15 protein-coding genes and 2 pseudogenes are annotated in these 18,991 nt (G+C 73.1%); 7 read left to right on the top strand and 10 right to left on the bottom strand.

From position 1 onward, the window contains the following. Positions 1-85: 85 nt before the first annotated feature. From ettA to ACLB9X_RS18265, 3 genes are read left to right on the top strand one after another with little or no spacing between them, the layout of a single operon-like run. Positions 86-1,750 (top strand): energy-dependent translational throttle protein EttA, encoded by a 1,665-nt coding sequence (ettA, locus tag ACLB9X_RS18255; RefSeq protein ID WP_365990518.1) that lies wholly within the window; start codon positions 86-88, stop codon positions 1,748-1,750. An 8-nt stretch (positions 1,751-1,758) separates the two neighbouring features. Then, complete coding sequence (locus ACLB9X_RS18260) at positions 1,759-2,241, top strand: acyl-CoA thioesterase (RefSeq protein WP_410361431.1); 483 nt, start codon at positions 1,759-1,761, stop codon at positions 2,239-2,241. A gap of 8 nt (positions 2,242-2,249) precedes the next feature. Next, positions 2,250-2,918, top strand: coding sequence for a hypothetical protein (locus tag ACLB9X_RS18265; protein WP_410361471.1), 669 nt, complete (start codon positions 2,250-2,252; stop codon positions 2,916-2,918). A gap of 502 nt (positions 2,919-3,420) precedes the next feature. Here the strand turns inward: ACLB9X_RS18265 and ACLB9X_RS18270 are convergent. The 3 genes and pseudogenes from ACLB9X_RS18270 to ACLB9X_RS18280 form a co-directional block, all read right to left on the bottom strand. After that, positions 3,421-4,368, bottom strand: coding sequence for an ABC transporter ATP-binding protein (locus ACLB9X_RS18270; protein WP_410361432.1), 948 nt, complete (start codon positions 4,366-4,368; stop codon positions 3,421-3,423). After that, positions 4,365-5,015 (bottom strand): annotated as a pseudogene (locus ACLB9X_RS18275) (FtsX-like permease family protein); the annotation flags it as partial. The gene ACLB9X_RS18270 and the pseudogene ACLB9X_RS18275, both read right to left, overlap by 4 nt. 512 nt (positions 5,016-5,527) lie before the next feature. After that, positions 5,528-5,935 carry a globin gene (locus ACLB9X_RS18280; RefSeq protein WP_410361433.1) on the bottom strand — a complete coding sequence of 136 codons (408 nt, stop codon included), beginning with the start codon at positions 5,933-5,935 and terminating at the stop codon, positions 5,528-5,530. Positions 5,936-6,185: 250 nt separating this feature from the next. On the opposite strand from ACLB9X_RS18280, the pseudogene ACLB9X_RS18285 reads away from it, so the two are divergent. Both ACLB9X_RS18285 and ACLB9X_RS18290 read left to right on the top strand, forming a co-directional pair. Then, positions 6,186-7,138: pseudogene (locus ACLB9X_RS18285) on the top strand (IS481 family transposase). A gap of 93 nt (positions 7,139-7,231) precedes the next feature. Beyond that, positions 7,232-8,215, top strand: a complete 984-nt coding sequence (locus ACLB9X_RS18290; protein WP_410361434.1) for a methyltransferase domain-containing protein — start codon at positions 7,232-7,234, stop codon at positions 8,213-8,215. A 406-nt stretch (positions 8,216-8,621) separates the two neighbouring features. Here the strand turns inward: ACLB9X_RS18290 and ACLB9X_RS18295 are convergent, their stop codons facing one another. Together ACLB9X_RS18295 and ACLB9X_RS18300 are read right to left on the bottom strand one after the other, a co-directional pair. Continuing rightward, positions 8,622-9,488 (bottom strand): transcriptional regulator, encoded by an 867-nt coding sequence (locus ACLB9X_RS18295; RefSeq protein ID WP_410361435.1) that lies wholly within the window; start codon positions 9,486-9,488, stop codon positions 8,622-8,624. Between the two features lie 24 nt (positions 9,489-9,512). Further along, entirely contained in the window at positions 9,513-9,848 is a 336-nt protein-coding gene (locus ACLB9X_RS18300) for a helix-turn-helix transcriptional regulator (protein WP_410361436.1), read from the bottom strand. Between the two features lie 86 nt (positions 9,849-9,934). On the opposite strand from ACLB9X_RS18300, the gene ACLB9X_RS18305 reads away from it, so the two are divergent. Then, positions 9,935-10,165: a DUF397 domain-containing protein gene (locus ACLB9X_RS18305; protein WP_410361437.1), complete on the top strand. Its 231-nt coding sequence runs from the start codon at positions 9,935-9,937 to the stop codon at positions 10,163-10,165. A gap of 274 nt (positions 10,166-10,439) precedes the next feature. Continuing rightward, the gene (locus ACLB9X_RS18310) at positions 10,440-10,742 is read left to right on the top strand and encodes a hypothetical protein (protein WP_410361438.1); all 303 of its coding nucleotides are present in this window, start codon (positions 10,440-10,442) and stop codon (positions 10,740-10,742) included. 55 nt (positions 10,743-10,797) lie between these two features. Here ACLB9X_RS18310 and ACLB9X_RS18315 read toward each other — a convergent pair whose 3' ends face one another. The 5 genes from ACLB9X_RS18315 to ACLB9X_RS18335 form a co-directional block, all read right to left on the bottom strand. Further along, positions 10,798-12,000, bottom strand: a complete 1,203-nt coding sequence (locus ACLB9X_RS18315) for an FHA domain-containing protein (protein ID WP_410361439.1) — start codon at positions 11,998-12,000, stop codon at positions 10,798-10,800. 67 nt (positions 12,001-12,067) lie between these two features. Continuing rightward, complete coding sequence (locus ACLB9X_RS18320; RefSeq protein ID WP_410361440.1) at positions 12,068-13,429, bottom strand: vWA domain-containing protein; 1,362 nt, start codon at positions 13,427-13,429, stop codon at positions 12,068-12,070. Positions 13,430-13,561: 132 nt separating this feature from the next. Next, positions 13,562-14,884 (bottom strand): protein phosphatase 2C domain-containing protein, encoded by a 1,323-nt coding sequence (locus tag ACLB9X_RS18325; protein WP_410361441.1) that lies wholly within the window; start codon positions 14,882-14,884, stop codon positions 13,562-13,564. Positions 14,885-14,887: 3 nt separating this feature from the next. Continuing rightward, complete coding sequence (locus ACLB9X_RS18330) at positions 14,888-17,536, bottom strand: tetratricopeptide repeat protein (protein WP_410361442.1); 2,649 nt, start codon at positions 17,534-17,536, stop codon at positions 14,888-14,890. After that, positions 17,533-18,870: a hypothetical protein gene (locus tag ACLB9X_RS18335; protein WP_410361443.1), complete on the bottom strand. Its 1,338-nt coding sequence runs from the start codon at positions 18,868-18,870 to the stop codon at positions 17,533-17,535. Before ACLB9X_RS18335 ends, ACLB9X_RS18330 begins: the two co-directional genes overlap by 4 nt. Between the last annotated feature and the right edge of the window lie 121 nt (positions 18,871-18,991).

Raw genomic sequence — 18,991 nt, forward strand, 5'->3', positions numbered from 1 at the left:
GCCGGGAGCCGTGGTTTCCGTCCAGGGGGCGGCGTACGGCAAGATGGGTGTATCTGCCCACCCACTGCTTGCCGGACGGTTTCTCTTGGCTGAGTACATCTACACGATGCGCAAGACGCGCAAGGCGCACGGCGACAAGGTCATCCTCGATGACGTGACGCTGAGCTTCCTGCCCGGTGCGAAGATCGGTGTGGTCGGCCCCAACGGCGCCGGTAAGTCCACCGTGCTGAAGATCATGGCCGGCCTGGAGCAGCCGTCCAACGGTGACGCGTTCCTCTCGCCCGGCTACTCCGTCGGCATCCTCCTGCAGGAGCCGCCGCTCGACGAGTCCAAGACCGTCCTGGAGAACGTCCAGCAGGGCGTCGCCGAGGTCAAGGGCAAGCTCGACCGTTTCAACGAGATCGCCGAGCAGATGGCGACCGAGTACACGGACGAGCTGATGGAGGAGATGGGCAAGCTCCAGGAGGAGCTGGACCACGCCAATGCGTGGGATCTCGACGCCCAGCTCGAGCAGGCCATGGACGCCCTCGGCTGCCCGCCCGCCGACTGGCCCGTCACCAACCTCTCCGGTGGTGAGAAGCGCCGCGTCGCCCTGTGCAAGCTGCTCCTCGAGGCCCCCGACCTGCTGCTCCTCGACGAGCCCACCAACCACCTCGACGCCGAGTCGGTGCAGTGGCTGGAGGCGCACCTCGCCAAGTACGCCGGCACCGTCGTCGCCATCACCCACGACCGTTACTTCCTCGACAACGTCGCCGAGTGGATCCTCGAGCTCGACCGCGGCCGCGCCCACCCGTACGAGGGCAACTACTCCACGTACCTGGAGAACAAGGCCGCCCGCCTCAAGGTCGAGGGCCAGAAGGACGCCAAGCGGCAGAAGCGCCTCAAGGAAGAGCTGGAGTGGGTCCGCTCCAACGCGAAGGGGCGGCAGGCCAAGTCCAAGGCCCGTCTGGCGCGTTACGAGGAGATGGCCGCCGAGGCCGACAAGATGCGGAAGCTGGACTTCGAGGAGATCCAGATCCCGCCGGGCCCGCGCCTGGGCTCCGTCGTCGTCGAGGTCGAGAACCTGAACAAGGCGTTCGGCGACAAGGTCCTCATCGACGACCTGTCCTTCACGCTCCCGCGCAACGGCATCGTCGGCGTCATCGGCCCGAACGGCGCCGGCAAGACCACCCTGTTCAAGATGATCCAGGGCCTGGAGAAGCCGGACTCGGGCACGATCAAGGTCGGCGAGACCGTCAAGATCTCGTACGTCGACCAGAGCCGTGCCAACATCGACGCCAAGAAGACGCTGTGGGCCGTCGTCTCCGACGAGCTGGACTACATCAACGTCGGCCAGGTCGAGATGCCGTCCCGCGCCTACGTCAGCGCCTTCGGCTTCAAGGGCCCGGACCAGCAGAAGCCGGCCGGGGTCCTCTCCGGCGGTGAGCGCAACCGACTGAACCTCGCGCTCACCCTCAAGCAGGGCGGCAACCTGCTGCTCCTCGACGAGCCGACCAACGACCTCGACGTGGAGACCCTGTCCTCCCTGGAGAACGCGCTGCTGGAGTTCCCCGGCGCGGCCGTGGTCGTCTCCCACGACCGCTGGTTCCTCGACCGCGTCGCCACGCACATCCTGGCGTACGAGGGCGACTCCAAGTGGTTCTGGTTCGAGGGCAACTTCGAGTCGTACGAGAAGAACAAGATCGAGCGTCTCGGCCCGGACGCGGCTCGTCCGCACCGCGCCACCTACAAGAAGCTCACCCGGGGCTGAGGCAGCGCATGGCTCGCCACATCTACCGCTGTCCCCTGCGCTGGTCGGACATGGACGCCTTCGGGCACGTCAACAACGTCGTCTTCCTGCGGTATCTGGAAGAGGCGCGGATCGACTTCATGTTCCGGCTGGCGCCGGGGGACGGTTCGCCGTCCTTCTCCGGCGGATCGGTGGTCGCCCGCCACGAGATCGACTACGTGCGGCCGCTGGTCCACCGGCACGAGCCGGTGGTCATCGAGTCGTGGGTGACCCGGATCGCGGCGGCGTCGCTGACCATCGCCTACGAGGTGAAGGAGGCGGACGACCCCGCGCAGGTGTACGTGCGGGCCTCGACCGTCGTCGTCCCCTACAACCTGGCCGAGGGCAGGCCGCGCCGGATCAGCGCGGAGGAGAAGTCGTTCCTGCAGAAGTATCTCGACGACGGCGCCGGGAGCGGCGCCGCCGCCGGGGATGCCCGGGACGAGAAGCCCGAGGGCGCCCTCGTCGCATGACCGTGCCCATGTCCGTACCCGTGCAGAGCCTGCACCTCGCCGACGCGAGGGAGGCGGACGACCTCGCCGCCTTCCTCGCCCGGCTGATCCACTACGACCGCGCCGCCGCGGTCAGGCTGCAGGCCGGCAGTGGTGCGCTCGCCGTGTTCGGACGCCCGCCCTCCTTCGAGGTGCTCGCGATCCGTACGGCGCGGCTGGCCGAGCCCGTCGAGCTCGACGTCACCGTGTCGGCGGGGGAGTTGCTGGAGTCGCTGGGCGGCGCGCGGTTCACGGTGCCCGGCGCCGTGACCGGGCCGCCCTGGGCCGGCGTGCTGCCGCCGCGCGGCGGCTGGCGCGAGCTGGCGGGACTGCCGGACGTGCACGCGATGCGGGGCGCGGTGGCGGCGGCCGTCGCGGAGTTCCGCGCGCGGGACGAGGCGCTGCCGGTGGAGCGGCGCACGCGCGCCGAGCGGGACCGCATCGGCCGCGAGATCTGGTCGCGGACGGTGGGCGGCACGGGCCTGCCGCTGCGCGCGGTCCACGCGGCGCAGTCGCTCGGCTTCCTGCGCCCGGGAGTGCCGGTGGCGCTGCTGGCGGCGGGTACGTGGCTGCGGCTGCGGACGCCGTTCGGGTCGGTGGCGGTGCGGACGAATGGGCTGGGCGGGTTGAGCGTGACGCCGGTGCGGCCGACGTCTTGACGCCCGGGGGCTTGGCCCCCGGGGCCCCTGTGGCCCGGCCCGCGGTGCGCTTTCCCCACCCCGCCCCTCCCCGAAACCCTGACGGGACCCGGGGGCTCCGCCCCCGTGACCCCCGGGTCCCCGGCCGCTGCGCGGCACGTGCGCTGACCCGCGGCCGCTGTCGGCGCGTGCCCGGTGCCCGGTGCCCGGTGCCCGCGCCCCGCGGTGCGGTTCCCCCCACCTCACCCCTTCCCGGAAGCTTGACGGGACTCGGGGCTGCGCCCCGTGACCGCCCGGCACCGGCTGCTTCGCGGCGCGTGCGTCGGTCCGCGCCTGCTGCGCGGGGCGTTCCGTGGCCGGCGTGCGGCTTCCCCGCCCCGCCCCTCCCCGAAACCCTGACGGGATCCGGGGGCTCCGCCCCCGTGACCCCCGGGTCCGCGGCCGCTGCGCGGCGCGTGCGGGCGGGTACCTGGGTGCGGCTGCCCGTGCGCGGCCGCTGCACCGCGCGTGAGGGCATGGGGGCTCAGGGCGCGGGTGGCGGCGTGTCCGGCCAGAGGGAGATGTGGTCCGGTTCCAGTTGCAGGGCCACGCGGTCCGCCATGCCCAGGGCCGACGTGTACTCGGCCGGGAGCTGGAGGCGGCCGGCGCGGTCCAGCATCGCGTACTCGCGGGCCACCACCGATTCCTCGCCCGTCGCCGCGTCGACCTCCGTGCGGCGCAGCACCTCGGAGGAGGTGCGGCCGTCGCGGATGGCGACCGTGCGGCGGACCTCGCTCGCGACCGCCTGGTCGTGGGTGACGATCACGATCGTCGTGCCCAGCTCTTCGTTCGCGCGGCGGAACGCGGCGAAGACCTGTTCGCCGGTCGCCGAGTCCAGCTCGCCCGTGGGCTCATCGGCGAGCAGGACCGAGGGGTTGTTCGCGAGCGCGACGGCGATCGCGACACGCTGCTGCTGGCCGCCGGACAGCTGCCGCGGACGGCGCTCCGCGCATTCCGCGACGCCGAGCATGGCCAGCAGCTCCTGGACGCGCTCCGCCTTGCGCCGGCTCCGGCCCCGCAACTGCATCGGCAGCGCGACGTGCTGTGCCGCCGTCAGGTACGGCAGCAGGTTCCGGGCCGTCTGCTGCCAGACGAAGCCGACCACCTCGCGGCGGTAACGCAGCCGGGCCTTGGCGTCCATGGCGAGCAGGTCGCAGCCCGCGACGCGCGCCGCGCCCGCGGTGGGCACGTCGAGACCGGCGAGGATGTTCATCAGGGTCGACTTGCCGCTGCCCGACGCGCCGACCAGGGCCATCAACTCGCCCTCCTTCACCAGGAGGTGGAGCCCCTGCAGGGCCTGCACCTCGACGCCGTCCGTGGAGAACACCCGGACCAGCCGGTCGCAGGTGATCAGCGCGTCGTGCCCGTACGAGGGCCGCTCGCGCCGGGCGGCGACCCGGCGTTCGAGTTCCTCCAGGGTCGTGTCGGTCATCGCATGTCTCCTGCCCTGAGTTCGTTGACGGATCCGCGGCGCCCCGTCCACCAGGCCTGCGCCCCGGCGACCGCCGCGGTCAGCAGCACCACGCCGGCCGCGGGCAGCGCCAGCGACCAGGCATCGGCGCGGAGGCCGGCGCCGTCCACCGGCGCGACGCCCGGTGCGGCGGCCAGCGCCAGGCGGACCAGATCGACACCGGGAGCGAGCAGCCGGATCGTGGCCAGGCCGACGAGTACGCCGCCGGACGCGGCGAGCAGCGCCGGGGGGAGCGCTTCGAGGCCCAGCAGCTGCCGCCCCTGACGGGTGGTCAGGCCCATGGTGCGCAGCCTGGCGAGGAGCGTGGTGCGTTCCGGTGCGGACTGCAGCAGCGACAGCAGCAGTGCCAGGACGGCGTACCCCGCGCCCGCGCCGATCGCGGCCGCGTAGATGCGCTCCGCGCCCGACTGCAGGGGCGAGTCGGTGAAGGAGGCCCGTGCCTCGGCCCGCAGCCGTACGGTGAGGTCCTCGTCCAGGCTGCGTACGGCGGCCCGCAGCTCCTGCCCGTTCACCGCGTCGCCGGTGGCGAGCAGGGCGGTGGGCGCGCGGTGGGTCAGCCGGGAGCCGTCGACGACGAGGAAGTCCGCGGCCGCGACCGCGAGGGAACGCGGCAGCGCGTACGGCCCCGAGCGCTCCAGCCTCCGTACGGTGACCGGCAGCCCGTCGAACGTCGTCCGCGCGCTGCGGACGACGGCCTCGTGGGCGGACGCGCGCCGCTCGTCGGCGACCTGGGCGGTGACGACCAGCGAGGCGTTCGCCGCCTCCCGGCCGCCGAGCGTGTGGCGCAGCGCGGCGTCGCCGACCGAGCCGGAGAACGCGGTGAGCGCGGCGAGCACGCAGGTCGTCAGGACGACGGCGAGCAGGGCCGCGGCGATCAGCAGACGGTGCGCTCCGACGCGCAGTAGTACGAACCCCGTCACACGTCCCCCACCAGCCGGATTCTCCCCGAAGCCACCCTGGCGAGATGGTTTCAGAGGACACCGGTCCGTGGAAACCGCTTGCAGCCCGACCTTGATCTGATCGTGACCGTTATCCGGCGACGGAGGATCGGATTCCGCGCCGAAGGCGCGGCGTAGCTCGGCGCCGCCCGGCTCGGCCTGGCGCGGCGCGGCTCGGCAGGCTACTGGTCCGGGGTGTTGACCATGGAGGCCGCGGCGTAGGTGAGGTAGTCCCAGAGCTGCCGCTCGTGCTCCTCGGACAGGCCGAGCTCGTCGACCGCCACCCGCATGTGCCGCAGCCACGCGTCGTGCGCCGCCCGGTCGACGGTGAACGGGGCGTGCCGCATCCGCAGCCGGGGGTGGCCGCGGTTGTCGCTGTAGGTGCGCGGCCCGCCCCAGTACTGCATCAGGAAGAGCACCAGCCGCTCCTCGGCGGGGCCGAGGTCCTCCTCCGGGTACATCGGCCGCAGCAGCGGGTCCTCGGCGACGCCCCGGTAGAACCGGTGGACGAGGCGACGGAAGGTCTCCTCCCCGCCGACCTGCTCGTAGAAGGTCTGCTCCTGAAGCGTCCCGTGCGGAATCTCGTTCACCTGGATGAGCCTCGCAATGTGTCTCTGGCACGCCCCGAGTGGTGTCGGCCGGGGGCCGGGGGGCCGTCCCCCGGAGAATGCGGCACCCTCCATGCTCTCAGACGCCCCGACCGAGGCCGGAAGCCCTAGGTGTTCTGTCCGGGGAGGTTGGGGACGGGTGAGGCAGGTCTCGGCTGAGGGATCTTGAAATGGGTGAGGGCCTTCTGGCCTGGTGTGGATTGCGACGTCTACACCGACCAGGAAGGCCCTCGTGCCCCACCGTAATGCACCCCTGACCGAGACCGGACGGCTGCGCCTTGCCCGCTGCGTGGTCGAGGACGGCTGGCCCCTGCGCCGGGCCGCCGAACGCTTCCAGGTCTCACCCACCACCGCCCAGCGGTGGGCCGACCGCTACCGGCTTCTCGGCGAGGCCGGGATGACCGACCGTTCCAGCCGTCCGCACAGCAGCACCCGCAGGACATCGACCCGCACCGAACGCCGGATCATCAAGGTCCGCCTCGCGCGCCGCTGGGGACCGGCCCGCATCGCACACCTGCTGGGCCTGGTCCCCTCCACCGTGCACCGCGTGCTCACCCGCTACCGCCTCGCCCGCCTGACACACCTGGACCGGGCCACCGGCCGCGTCATGCGCCGCTACGAACGCGACAGGCCCGGCGAACTGGTGCACGTGGACATCAAGAAGCTCGGCAACATCCCCGACGGCGGCGGTCATCGAAGCATCGGCCGCCAGGCCGGCCGCAGGACCCGCAACAACGCCGGCTACAGCTACATCCACACCGCCGTCGACGACCACTCCCGGCTCGCCTACAGCGAGATCCTCACCAACGAGCGCAAGGAGACCGCCACCGCCTTCTGGGCACGGGCCCACGAGTTCTTCCACAGCGCCGGGATCACCGTCGAACGAGTCATGACCGACAACGGTGCCTGCTACAAGTCGCGCCTGTGGCAGGAAACCCTCGCGGCGGCCGGAATCGCCCACAAGCGAACCCGGCCCTACCGGCCACAGACCAACGGCAAGGTCGAACGCCTCAACCGCACCCTGCTCGACGAATGGGCCTACGCCCGTCCCTACCGCTCAGAGCAGGAACGACGCAACGCGTTCCCGCAATGGCTGCACCCTGCAATCACCACCGCGGACACACCGCGCTCGCAGGCAAACCACCCGCCAGCCGCGTCCCCAACCTCACCGGTCAATACACCTAGGTCTCGCCCTCCCGGGCCTGCCCGCCAGGACGGGGCCCGCCACGCCCGGCGGGGGCGCTCGCCTCGGCGTCCTGGGCGCAGGAGAGTGGAGGCATGGCTGCACACGCGGACCGATTCGCCGAGCCGGGCGCCGAGGCGCGCTCCGCTCTCGTGCGCCGCATCGTGGCCTCCGGCGAGCTGACCGACCCCGCGTGGCGGGCCGCCTTCGAGGAGGTGCCGCGGCACCTGTTTGTGCCGTACTACTTCATCGGCCGGGTGGGCACGTACGAACGCCTGTGGTGCGAGGACCCGGATCCCGAGCAGCAGGCCCGCTGGCTGCGCGGGGCCTACGCGGACCAGCCGCTCGCCACCCGGGTCCGGGACGGCGAACTCGTCTCCTCCTCCAGCCAGCCCTCGCTGATGGCCGAGATGCTCCAGGCCCTCGGCGTACGCGACGGTGACAGGGTCCTGGAGATCGGCGCGGGCACCGGATACAACGCGGCCCTGCTCGCGCACCGCCTCGGCGACGAGGCGGTCACCACCGTCGACCTGGACCCCGAGATCACCGAGGCCGCCCGCACGCACCTGGCCGCCGCCGGTTACCGGCCCGCCGTGGTCACCGGCGACGGAGCGCGCGGCTGCCCGGAGCGCGCGCCCTTCGACTGCGTCATCGCGACCTGCACGCTGCCGTCGGTGCCGCGCGAGTGGCTGCCGCAGTGCAACCCCGGCGCCCGGATCGTCGCTCCGCTGTCGACCGGGGTCATCCGGCTGCGGGTGCGCGAGGGGCCGGAGGGGCGCAGCGCCGAGGGGCGCTTCCTGCTGACGTCGGCCTTCTTCGTGCCGCTGCGCGGCGGGCTGATGCCACCGGAGGCGCGCGCGGGCGGACTGCCCCGGCGCGCGATCGAGAACGACCTGTTCCGCTTCCTGCTGAGCCTGACCGCGGGCAGCCTGGACCCGCGCGAGGCCATGTCCCTCTGGGAGCGCGAACGCCGCCCCGAGCGCACCCGCTTCGGGATCACCGTCACCGGCGACCACCAGTGGGCCTGGCTGGACGACCCCGAGGGCCCGTACGCCTGGCCGCTCGGCCCGCCCACCTGACGCCAGGCGCGCGCGGGCGGCAGCACGGCCGCCCCCCGGACCGGTGGGCCGGTCCGGGGGGGCGCGAGAGGACTGCACGACCGGCGCGTGCCCCGCGGGCTGATCAAGGCGAAGGCGCTCCCTGCTGCGAGTTGGCGGGGCCGTCGCGCCGTCTCCGCCAGTGAAGTCGAAGAGACTGACGGCCACGAGCCCGAGGCCGCAGACCAGTCTGAACGCTCCGCCTCCCATCGACATGCCGGCCAGCGTGGACGCACCGCATGCAGCGGCGATATGGCCGCACGCGACCCCAGCGAGGGCCGAGAACATGGCGCAGACGAGAACCGCGAGCGCCTTCATCTGGTTGGCAGTACCGGTACTACTTCCTCCAAGATCCGCGCGCCCTCGATGGTCATGCCATCCCCTCTCGTCATGCCGTCAGGGTGCCGATCTCGGCCCTCAACTCGACGATGCGCCGGTCGCGCCCGAAGGTGCCCAGTTTGGCAGTCAGAGGTTGGAGTCTACGGGCGACGTAGCCGGACCCGGACGCTCGCGCCAGACGGATGGCCTCGCCCGCGTAGTGCAGGACCTGCTCGGAGTCCTTCCGCTTGGCGCCGATGACTGCCAGGTCGGAGAGCACCGCACCACGACGCCGGAAGGAGTGGCCGGGGGCGAGCGGCGCGAGCTTCAACGCGTCCGTCAGGGCGGCCTCCGCAAGGTCGAGCCGGTTGAGCTGCAAGTACCGGGCTTCACGCTCCTCCGCCAGGCGTGAGCCGTCGAAGCGCAGCCAGCCGCCGTTGGACACCTGCCCACCGAGGTCGGCCACCTTCTCTGCCTCGCCGAGCGCCTCTTCACAGGCATCGAAGTCGCCGAGCCACGCGTACGCCTCGGCCTGGACGGCGGCAGCCCAGTGCTTCGTCGCAAGGCTGCCATCCCCGCGCAGCGCGACGCGGCGAGCGGCCCCAAGGGTGTCCGCGGCCCGCTTGTAGCGACGCTCCGAGAGGTCCACATAGGCACTGCGGATGAGGGCGCAGGCCCAGAGGTCGTACGCGCCGGCCTCCTTGCTCGCGCTCGCCGCCAGCGAGTACGAGGCGGCGGCATCGTCGTACCGGTTGGAGTCGAAGGCCAACTCGCCCGCAAGCTGGAACAGTCCTCCGGCCGCGATGCACAGCGGGCCGGTCTGGGCTCGCCCGTTGCGCAGCGCATCGTTCAGCGCGGTGAGTTGAGACTGGACCACGGGGTACACCGAGTGCTTGGTCCGCGCGAGCTGGTAGACCTGCCACAGATGGCCGTTCATGCGCCCGAAGTCGTCGGGGCCCTCCTAGGCGTCGGCCTCGACTATCGGGACGGCGGCGAGCGCGCCTGAGACCGCCATGAGGCGCAGAAACTCGCGTCGGATCATCTCGTCTGTGTCCCTTGGGCCGTCGGCGCTCGACCGTAACTGTTCGGGCTTCAGCAGCACCTGGGCCGGGGCGAGCAAGGCGTCGAGTTTTTCGAGGTCCATCTGTAGCACCTCGGCAACCCTTGGCCGCTGGGGAGGCTGGGGCCTGGATGTACCCCGCTCCCAACGGCCCACGGTGCGCCGGTCGACGCCCACCGCGAAGGCGAACCCCTCTTGGGTGAAGCCCAGAGCCCTGCGCCTCTCGGCGATGCTCATACAGGCCCCCTTCCCCTGGTCGTGCCGCTCTCAACCATGGCGCGACCGCATCCCCGCAACGCAGTTGCACCAGGGAGGACTACCCCATGGGGAACCTCTACGAACTGCCCGTCGCCGGCGACGTGACGACGACGAACTTCTGCGGCTGCCCCTGCACCGAGGGCTGCGTCGACTTCGCCGAGATCCCCGGCGCGGCCGACTCGTTCATCGTCCGCGACTCGAAGCCCGAGGGCGCTCGCAAGGAGCTGCGCTACACCGGGTCCGAGCTGGACGACTTCGCCCTCGGCTGGGTGAAGCGGCGGGGTCTGACCGCCTGACCCTGCTACACATCTCAACCCCGGCGGGTCGTCCTCCAACTGGCGAGGACGGCCCGCCTTCTCCCAGGGAGGCGCGCATGACCTGGACAGGACACTTTCACGCCTACGGCCCGTGGATCGGATCGCCCGACAGCTACCACCGGGAAGGTGACCGGCGGCCGCCGTACCCCGACCCTCCCGCGCCTCCCGCTTCCGACGAGGTAAGACGGCCATCCGCATTCTTCAGCGGTATCGCGAGGTCGCAGCCGAGTTCCCTACCTCGAACCTGCCGCCCATGATGTCCGGGTACTGGCTGCTGAAGCGCAGGCAGGCGTCGCATGAGCGGACGTGGACTGACGCCACGGCGGCCCTCGACTGGATGACGAAGCACTTCCTCGACAACCCGACGATGGAACGCGAGGACGGGCGGCAGGCGTACGCGAGTCTGGAGACGAAGCGGGAGTACGCGCTCGATGTCCTGCCGGTCGGCGTCGATGTGAGCTGGGTGTACTACAACCGGTCGGGCAGCATCGTCTCGCTGAACGTGGTGTGCTGCCCGAACCGGCACCATCCCGATCTCACCTGCCCGCTCGGCTGACGTGCTCGGGCGTGGCCTCCCCCGGACCGGTGGGCCGGTCCGGAGGAGGGGAGATTCAGGCGCGGCGCAGCGTGATCGTCGTCCAGGCGCCGACGTGCACCCGGTCGCCGTCGTTCAGCGGGACCGGGACATAGGGCTGGATCGGGTCCTCCGCGCCGTTGAGCGTGGTGCCGTTGGTCGAGTTCTGGTCGACGACGGCCCAGGAGCCGTCGGGCTGCTGGACCAGTACCGCGTGCTGGTGCGAGACACCGGGGTCCTCCGGCGGCACGGACAGGTCGATGTCCGGGGACTCGCCTGTCGAGTGCCTGCGGCGGCCGATGGTGACCTGCGTGCCGGTGAGCGGCAGACGCTGCTCGGGGGAGTACGCGGGCAGGTTGAGCCCGTTGGCCTCCGGGCCGCTGCGCTGCATCATCGCCATGAAGTACGCGCGGTCGGGCCCGATCACGGCCGTCCAGCCCGCCGGAGCCGGCCCGCCCGGGAACTGCCCGCCCTGCTGCTGGAACGGCGCCGGCCCCTGCGGCTGCCCCTGGGGTGTCTGGGGTCCCTGAGTCGCCTGCGGGCTCTGGGACGCGGGCGGCGGGGGCGACTGCGTGCGCGACGGCGGCGAGAGCATCCAGTCGTCGCCCCCGCCCGTGTGCTGCGGCTTCGGCGGCGCGGGCGGAGCCGGCGGACCGGACTGCTGGAACGCGGGCGGCGGGGGCGGCGGCCCGCCCTGCTGGAACGCCTGCGGAGGCAGCTGCGGCCCGGACTGGTCCTGGCCCAGCGGCTCGGCGGGCCGGTTCATCTGCGACGGCCGCGAGCCCTGGTACTCGAAGGGGTCACGCTGCTGCGGCGGCGCGGGCGGCCCCTGGTGCGGAGGCGGGCCGGGCGGTGGCCCCTGGTGCGGCGGCGGTCCCTGGTGCGGCGGTGGCGGCGCGGGCGGCCCGGGTTGCGACTGGAACCCCGGCGGGAGGTTCAGGCCGGGCGGCCGCGGCGGGGCCAGCGGCGTGTACGACGTGGCCGTGTTCGTGAGGAAGTTGAACCGGCACTCCTCGCAGAAGGGCGCCATGGCCTCACGGGGCGTACGGCACTGCGGGCAGAGCTCGGCCTGGGCGGTGGCGTTCGGATCGCCGCTCGGGCCCGGGTAGCCGTAGGAGGGCGGTGGGGGAGGCGGTGACGGAACGGCTCCCGTGGGAGCGCCAGGACCGGCCATGCGGTGGCCACAGACCTCGCACCAGTCGTCGGAACCCGACTGGTGTCCGTTCGGGCAGGTCGGCATGTCGGCGCGTCCCCCTCTCCTTCTCCGGCCCCAGGGCCGATCACGTCTGCTCGTGCGTGCCGTTCGTCTACTTCTTCACGCGAACCGTCTTGGTGGAGCGCGTCTCGAGAGTCATCTCGTCCGCTTCCGCGACGTTCGCCTTCAGCCGCACAGTACCCGTCGCCGCGTCGACGACGTCCACCACCTTCGAAAGCAGTTTCGCAGTGTCCTCGTTCCCGGAACGCGCCGCGAGCTGCACGGCACGCCCCAGTTTCGCCGTCGCGCCGTCCACGTCGCCCGCCTTGCGGGCGCCCAGACCCTGCTGGATGACCTGGGCCAGTTCCGCCTGGCCGGTGTAGTGCGCGACCTGCGGATTGATCGAGGTCGACGCCACCATGTCGTCCGTCCACACCGCCCGTACGAGCCCCTGGGACAGGACCTCCGGCGCGCCGCCGTCCGCCGCCGGCACGATCAGCGAGACACGGGCGGCCAGCATCTCCTGGCCGGTGCCCGCCGCAGGGACCCGCACGCACACGTGGTAGTCGCGCGACTCGTCGCCCCAGGAACCGGTCGGATAGTCGCCGGCCCGGGGGCCGGCCTCGGTCCGCCGCCCGGTCAGGTCCTCGACCGTCGGCGCGACCTGCTTGACGAACGCGATCTCCACGCCGACGGGCGTCCACAGCCGCAGCGCCACGTCCGCGACCCCCTTGCCCATCGCGTGCTCCATCATCCGCGTGAAGTGGGCGGCCAGGCCGCCGGGGTCGGCGACGATGTCGGCCGTGCCCAGCAGCGCGGAGGCGATACCGGTGACCTCCTTGACCTCCCAGTCGGTGCCGACACCGCGGGCATCGCAGGTGAACCGACGAGCGCACGCGTCCAGCGCGGCCCGCAGGTCCTGTGGCGACTCGTGCTCGTTCCGGCCGTCGGTGAGCAGGATGCCGTGCCGGATGGCCAGGTCCGTGGAGGCGAGCAGCCGGTCGGCCAGCCGCAGCCAGGTGCCGATCGCGGTGCCGCCGCCCGCGCTCAGCCGGCGCAGCGCCTCCTTCGCCTCGGCCCGGGTGGCGGGATCGGCGACGGCGAGCCGCCCGCCGCCCGGGTAGACCTCGTCCGCCTTGTGGGTGCCCGCGACCACGGCGAAGGCGACACCGTCGCGCAGCGTGTCGATCGCGGCGGCAGTGGCGTCGCGGGCGTTGCGCATCTTCGTCGGCGGGTAGTCCATGGAGCCGGAGCAGTCCACCATGATCACGACTCCGGCGGCCGGCGCCGCCGGGCCCGGTACGAACGAGGGGGTCGGCGTCGCGCGGGGCAGCGGAACGCCGCGCGTGGTGCCGCCACCGGTCGAGGTCACGGTGACGATCGCGTTGACCTCGCGGCCGCCCTCCGGAAGGTATGCGTTCTGGTAGACGTCGACCGTGAACTGCGGTACCTGGGACTTGGCGAAAACGGCCATCTGGATCGGCTCCTCGGGGCTCCACCTGGGCAGATGTCGGACAGGTCAGGACGGTCGGGACGGGCGCGAAGCGGGTTGCGGGCGCGGGCCGGGACGGAGCGGTCCGGAGGTGGGGCCGGCGGCGGCCTTCGGTCAGGCCGGTCCCGCCCCTTCGGCCCGAACCGCGAACGGCAGCACCGCCACCGTGACGTTGTCGTGGCCGCCGCCGTCAAGGGCGTGGCCGACCAGCACCTGGGCACCGTGCAACGGCCGCTCAGCCGCGTCGGCGGGGACGGCCCGGGCCATCTCGTCCGCGCCCTCCGCGTAGTTCCACAGGCCGTCGGTGCAGACCACGACCACCCCCGAGCGGTCCGGCTTGAACAACGCGGTGTGCGGGTCCAGTTCGTACGCGTCGGCCCCCAGCCAGCCCGTGATCGCGTGCGCGCGCTCGTCCGCGTACGCCTCGGCCTCGTTCATCAGGCCGGCGGCGACCATCTGCGCCGCCCACGAGTCGTCCTCGGTGAGCCGCGCGGGCGGGCCGCTGCGGTCGTCGGGCACCCAGTAGGCGCGGCTGTCGCCCACCCAGCCGACGACCAGCAGTTCGCCGGCCGCGACGGCGCTGACGATCGTGCACGCCGGCGCGTTCTGCCGGCTGCCCTGGTCGGGGTCGTCGCTCCCGTCTTCCTTGGCAAGGGAGTTGACCGCCGAGGCGGCGGCGACGATCGCCTCGTGCATGGCCTGCTGCGGGTGGGTGCCGCGCGGCAGCGCGTCGAGGAGCTGCTCGCTGGCCGCGTGAGCGGCCGCCGCCGACGCCTCGTCGGGGCGGGTCGCCGACGAGACGCCGTCGCAGACGACCGCGACGACGGCGGGCGAACCGTCCGGCAGGGAGGTGGCGGAGACCGCGAACGCGTCCTCGTTGCGGTGGTGGCGCAGGCCGCGGTCGCTGACGGCGGCGACCGACTCCAGCTCCTGCTCCATGTGGTCGCGTTCGCGCGGCTGGGCGTGACCGCAGTGCTCGCAGTAGCCGTCGGGATCGACGCGGCCCGACCGGCAGGCCACGCACAGCTTGCTGCCCGACGCCCCCGACGCCCCCGACGTCCCCGGCGCGGGCGGGAGTTCGGTGGCGCGCGGGTCGGCCGGCGCGGCCCTGGCCGGGTCCGGGGCGGCCAGCTCGAAGTCGCCGGAGGGCGGGGTGTCGTAGCGGACGCCGGGGCCCGACAGCTCACCGCCGTCGGAGTCGGTGCCGGGCAGATCCCCCGGCTGCTGCGTGCGCGGCGACATGCCCGACGTGTCGGTGCCGGTGGCGGTCGGCCACTCCACCGGTGTCCCGATGACCAGGGTGGGGCGGTCCGGCGACGCCGCGGACACGGCCGACAGGTCGTACCCGCAGGCTCCGCAGAACCGGTCGCCGGGCTCCACCGGCTCCTCGCAGCCCGGGCAGGCCGTGCCGTCGGCCGGCTGGTGCATCTGCGCCATGAATCACACCCACGTTCGGGGGCGGTAGCGGTTGGCCCGCTCCACCAGCTCGATCCGCTCCTCGCCGCGCTGGGCGAGCCGGGCCAGGACCCGGTAGGAGCGCTCCAGGCCGAAGCGCAGGCCGCGCTCGTCCAGTTCGCTGCCGAGCAGCACGGTCGGTGTGCTCGCGCTCGGCGCGGGGGGTGCGGTCGGAACGGACGGCAGGGCTCCGGGACTTCCGGAGAGTACCCAGTCGAGCGCCGTCCCGAGCACCTCGGTGGCCAGCTTCTCGCGTCGCACCGGGTCGAGACCGAAGCTCCCCAGGGCCTCCACCTGCGCGGCGGCCGCCGACAGGTCACCCAGAAGCGGCTCGTGCGCGGCGCGCCGACGCAGTCTGGCCCGTACGGCGGCCACCCGCGCCGCCGTGTAGTGGATCGACGCCTCCGGGACCGACTCCAGCGTCCGTACGGCCCCGGCACGGTCGCCCGCGGCGATCTGCACGCGGGCGAGCCCGAAGGCGGCGCTGACGAAGCTCGGGTCAGTCGTCCACACCAGGCGGTAGTACTCCGCGGCGTTGTCGAGCTGGCCGAGCACCTCGGCGCAGAGGCCGAGCGCCAGCTTGGGCGCGCTCTCTCCCGGGAAGGCGTCGTAGACCGCGTCGAACGACAGCGCCGCCGCCTCGTGATCGCCCGTCACCAGCGCGGTGACGCCCCGGTACCAGACGACGCGCCAGTCGTCCGGGCGCGAACCCTCCAGGGTGGCGAGCGTCCCGGCCGCCGAGGCGAGATCGCCCATCTCCAGCCGGGCGCGCACCTCGCGCAGCAGCGTCTCCGGCGAACTCGCCGCAGCCGCGTGCAACGCGGCGATCAGCTCAGCCGGGGCCGAGGCCATCAGGCCGGCGAGGAAGCCCGCGTTCGGGTCGCTCGGGTCGACGCGCGGGACCGGCAGGGCCAGGGCCGCCCCGCACGTGTCGAGCGCGGCGAGGTGCGGCGCGAGCGCCGGGAGCGCGGCCGCGCCGTCCGGGGTGCGCTGGGCGGGCACCGGGGCGAGGACCGCGGGGCCGGGCGGGCCGGCCGGCGGCGCGGGCGCGCCGGGCGGCGACGGCACCGGTGGAGCCGCAGGCGGCACCGCGGCGACTCCCGGAGACGTCCCCGTCGCCCGGGTCCTCGGGCGGCGTGCGCCCGCGGCGGGACGGGCGCCCAGCGCGGAGACGTCCTCGGCGAGCTCGGCGAACAACTCGGTGTCGGTCACGCGCGGTTCGGGGCCGAACAGGGTCGACAGCGCCGGGCGGGGCCGGCCCGTCTGCATCGCCACGACCTCCCGCAGCACCCCGGTCAGCTGCTCGGCCATCTCCTGGGCCGAGGCGAACCGGCGACCCGGATCGGGGTCGGTGGCGCGCACCAGCAGCCGGTAGAACGACTCGTACGTGCGGAAGACCTGGATGTGCTCCGGGTCGGGCAGGCAGTCCACGAACACGTTCGTGTAGCCCTGGAAGTCGAAGGTCAGCACCGCGAGCGTGCGCGCGACGGTGTACAGGTCGGAGGCGACCGACGGGCCGACCTCCGCGACCTCGGGGGCCTGGTAGCCGACGGTCCCGTAGATGGCGGACTCGTGGTCGTCCATCCTGCGGACCGCGCCCATGTCGATCAGCTTGAGCTGGTCCTGCTGCTGGATGGCGTTGTCGACCTTGAAGTCGCAGTAGAGCAGGTTCCTGCTGTGCAGGTGGCCGAGTGCCTCGAGCGCCTCGATGCCGTACGCGCACGCCTGCTCGACCGGCAGCGGGTCGCGCCGGCCGTCCGGGCCGCGGCGTCCGTTGGCGATCTCCTTCAGCGACTTGCCGCCCACGTACTCCATGACGATGTAGCCGTCGAGGGAACCGGTGCGCTGGTCGAGGTGCTCGACGAAGTTGTAGATGCGGACGATGTTGGAGTGCTCGATCTCGGCGAGGAAGCGGCGCTCCGAGATGGCCGCGGCCATGGCGTCCTGGTCGCCGGTGTCCAGCAGGCCCTTGAGGACCACCCACCGGTCGGACACGGCGCGGTCCACCGCCAGGTACACCCAGCCGAGACCGCCGTGCGCCAGGCAGCCCACCACCTCGTACTGGCCGTGCACGATGTCGCCGCTCTTGAGCTTGGGCACGAAGGAGTACGGATGACCGCACTTGGTGCAGAAGCCCTCCGTGCGCGCGGGCCGGTCACCGCGCGCGCGACCGACCGGCGCCCCGCAGTCCGAGCGCGAGCAGAACCGCTTCCGCTCCGGTACCTCCGGGTCGGCCATCACCGCCGTACGCGGGTCGGGCCGCGGCACCTCCGGCACGGCGACCAGGCCCGCACCCAGCCTGCCGCGGCCCGAGGAGGCGGTGGACGAACCGGAGCTGCGCACCGAGACGGAGCGCGACGACGCACTGCCGTCGGTCAGCGAACGCGACAGCCGGCCCGACACCGAGCGGCGCGAGGACGACGAACGCGACGACGCCCGCGAGGAACGCGAGCCGCTGCGCGCCGACGCGGAGCCCCTGCCGCCGCCGGCGATGCCGGTGGGCTGCGAGCCGACCATGCCGGTGGGGGACACGACGGGCGCGAGCCCGCACGTGTCGCAGTACATCTCACCGCCGCCCATGTCCTCGTACGAGCCCGCGCAGTCGGGTCGTTGGCAGTTCGTCGTCCCGCTCATGAATCCCTCCTGCGGTCCCTGGGCTCCGCTCCGCCCTGGCGCGGCACCAGCACCTCGGCGGCGGCCTGCTGGTAGCGCAGCACCGCCTGCTCGGCGGCCCGCAGATCGCACGGCGCGCTCCACAGCATGCGCCGGGCCGCGTCGTACCGCTCGATCAGCAGCGGGTCCTCGGCCATGCCGTGCCGGGCGATCTTGGCCTTGTAGGCGTCGAGCCGGCCGCGCAGCTCGGCGCGCACGGCCAGCGGTGCGGTGACCGCGGTCAACGACTCCCTGGCCCGGTGCAGTTCGTCCTCGGCCTCGCGCTCCAGCGATTCCAGCAGCGGCGACAGCCGGTGCCACTGGGAGTGCCGCCGGTACTCGGCGGCCGTGACCAGCCGCTCCTGGAGCGCCGTGGGCGGCCCGCTGACCGCGGGCACCTCGGACGCGGCGATCTTCGCCAGCACCTCGCCGCGTGCCGCGCGAGCCTCGGTCAGCGTCCGGTCCGCGCGCGAGAGCACGTCGCGCAGCCTCAGCAGCCGCTCCTCCGAGTCCTGCCGGACCTGGAGGACGGCCTCGATCTCCCGGCGCACGTCCTCCAGGGCGCGGGCCGCACGGTCGTAGCGGTCGGTGTCCGGGCGGCCGCCGCCCGGCGCCGAACTGCCGGGCGCGGGGCGCCAGAAGGCGAGCGGGTCGGACACCACCTGGGAACGCAGCGCCGACAACTCGTGGGTGATGTCCTCCAGGTCGTCACCGGAGGGGTGCTCCCCGGGCCGGACGCCCACGGAATGGGCGAGCGAACGGGTGCGCTGCAACTCGGCGGAGAGCAGGTCTATCCGGGCGGGCAGCGCGGACCACACCGCGTCCGCGGCGACGACCATGTCGAGCGCGGCCGCGTAGAGCTCGTTCATCCGGGCGACCAGCTCCTCGAGCGTGAACTGCTCGGCGAGTCGCGCGGGGCCGGTGAGCGACGGGGCCGGCGCCGCGGCCAGGCCGGGCACCGTCACGCTGCGGCCGCGCAGCCGCTCGGTCAGCTCGGCCAGGTCCTCGTGGCTGGACCAGCGGCGGCGCGCGCGCAGCTCACGGATGTCCGTCAGCGCGGCGGTGTACGCGTCGAAGCAGTTCCACAGGAGCGTGATCGACTGCTCGGCGGCGGCCCAGCGCTCCTTGGTGACGCCGGTCAACTCGGCCCCTTCGAGGAGACGGCGCCCGGCGTGGTCCTGGAGGGCGAGGAGCGAGGTCTCGACCGCCTCGTGCTCCGCGCCGAGCCGGGCCAGCGCACGGTCCACCTCGTCCCGGTCCATCACCGGCCCGTGCGGTGTCCCCGCCGAGCCGGGGAAGGGTCCCGCGACGCCCATCGATCACCTCTCCGTTCGTCTCCGTACTGATCGGCACTGGTCCGAACCGTTTCGACCTCTTCCGGGTCCCGGACGCGTCCCGGACCGTGCCCGTCCTGCCGCTCCTGCTGTCGTGCCGCCG

This window comes from Streptomyces sp. 5K101 (genome assembly GCF_046506645.1).
Lineage (GTDB): Bacteria > Actinomycetota > Actinomycetes > Streptomycetales > Streptomycetaceae > Streptomyces.

What these genes read in the sequence shown, in the direction of transcription:
- ACLB9X_RS18260 (WP_410361431.1), top strand. Translation starts at nt 1,759, where the DNA reads ATGGCTCGCCACATCTACCGCTGTCCCCTGCGCTGGTCGGACATGGAC.
- ACLB9X_RS18265 (WP_410361471.1), top strand. Translation starts at nt 2,250, where the DNA reads ATGTCCGTACCCGTGCAGAGCCTGCACCTCGCCGACGCGAGGGAGGCG.
- ACLB9X_RS18270 (WP_410361432.1), bottom strand. Translation starts at nt 4,368, where the DNA reads ATGACCGACACGACCCTGGAGGAACTCGAACGCCGGGTCGCCGCCCGG.
- ACLB9X_RS18290 (WP_410361434.1), top strand. Translation starts at nt 7,232, where the DNA reads ATGGCTGCACACGCGGACCGATTCGCCGAGCCGGGCGCCGAGGCGCGC.
- ACLB9X_RS18295 (WP_410361435.1), bottom strand. Translation starts at nt 9,488, where the DNA reads ATGAACGGCCATCTGTGGCAGGTCTACCAGCTCGCGCGGACCAAGCAC.
- ACLB9X_RS18300 (WP_410361436.1), bottom strand. Translation starts at nt 9,848, where the DNA reads ATGAGCATCGCCGAGAGGCGCAGGGCTCTGGGCTTCACCCAAGAGGGG.
- ACLB9X_RS18305 (WP_410361437.1), top strand. Translation starts at nt 9,935, where the DNA reads ATGGGGAACCTCTACGAACTGCCCGTCGCCGGCGACGTGACGACGACG.
- ACLB9X_RS18310 (WP_410361438.1), top strand. Translation starts at nt 10,440, where the DNA reads ATGATGTCCGGGTACTGGCTGCTGAAGCGCAGGCAGGCGTCGCATGAG.
- ACLB9X_RS18315 (WP_410361439.1), bottom strand. Translation starts at nt 12,000, where the DNA reads ATGCCGACCTGCCCGAACGGACACCAGTCGGGTTCCGACGACTGGTGC.
- ACLB9X_RS18320 (WP_410361440.1), bottom strand. Translation starts at nt 13,429, where the DNA reads ATGGCCGTTTTCGCCAAGTCCCAGGTACCGCAGTTCACGGTCGACGTC.
- ACLB9X_RS18325 (WP_410361441.1), bottom strand. Translation starts at nt 14,884, where the DNA reads ATGGCGCAGATGCACCAGCCGGCCGACGGCACGGCCTGCCCGGGCTGC.
- ACLB9X_RS18330 (WP_410361442.1), bottom strand. Translation starts at nt 17,536, where the DNA reads ATGAGCGGGACGACGAACTGCCAACGACCCGACTGCGCGGGCTCGTAC.
- ACLB9X_RS18335 (WP_410361443.1), bottom strand. Translation starts at nt 18,870, where the DNA reads ATGGGCGTCGCGGGACCCTTCCCCGGCTCGGCGGGGACACCGCACGGG.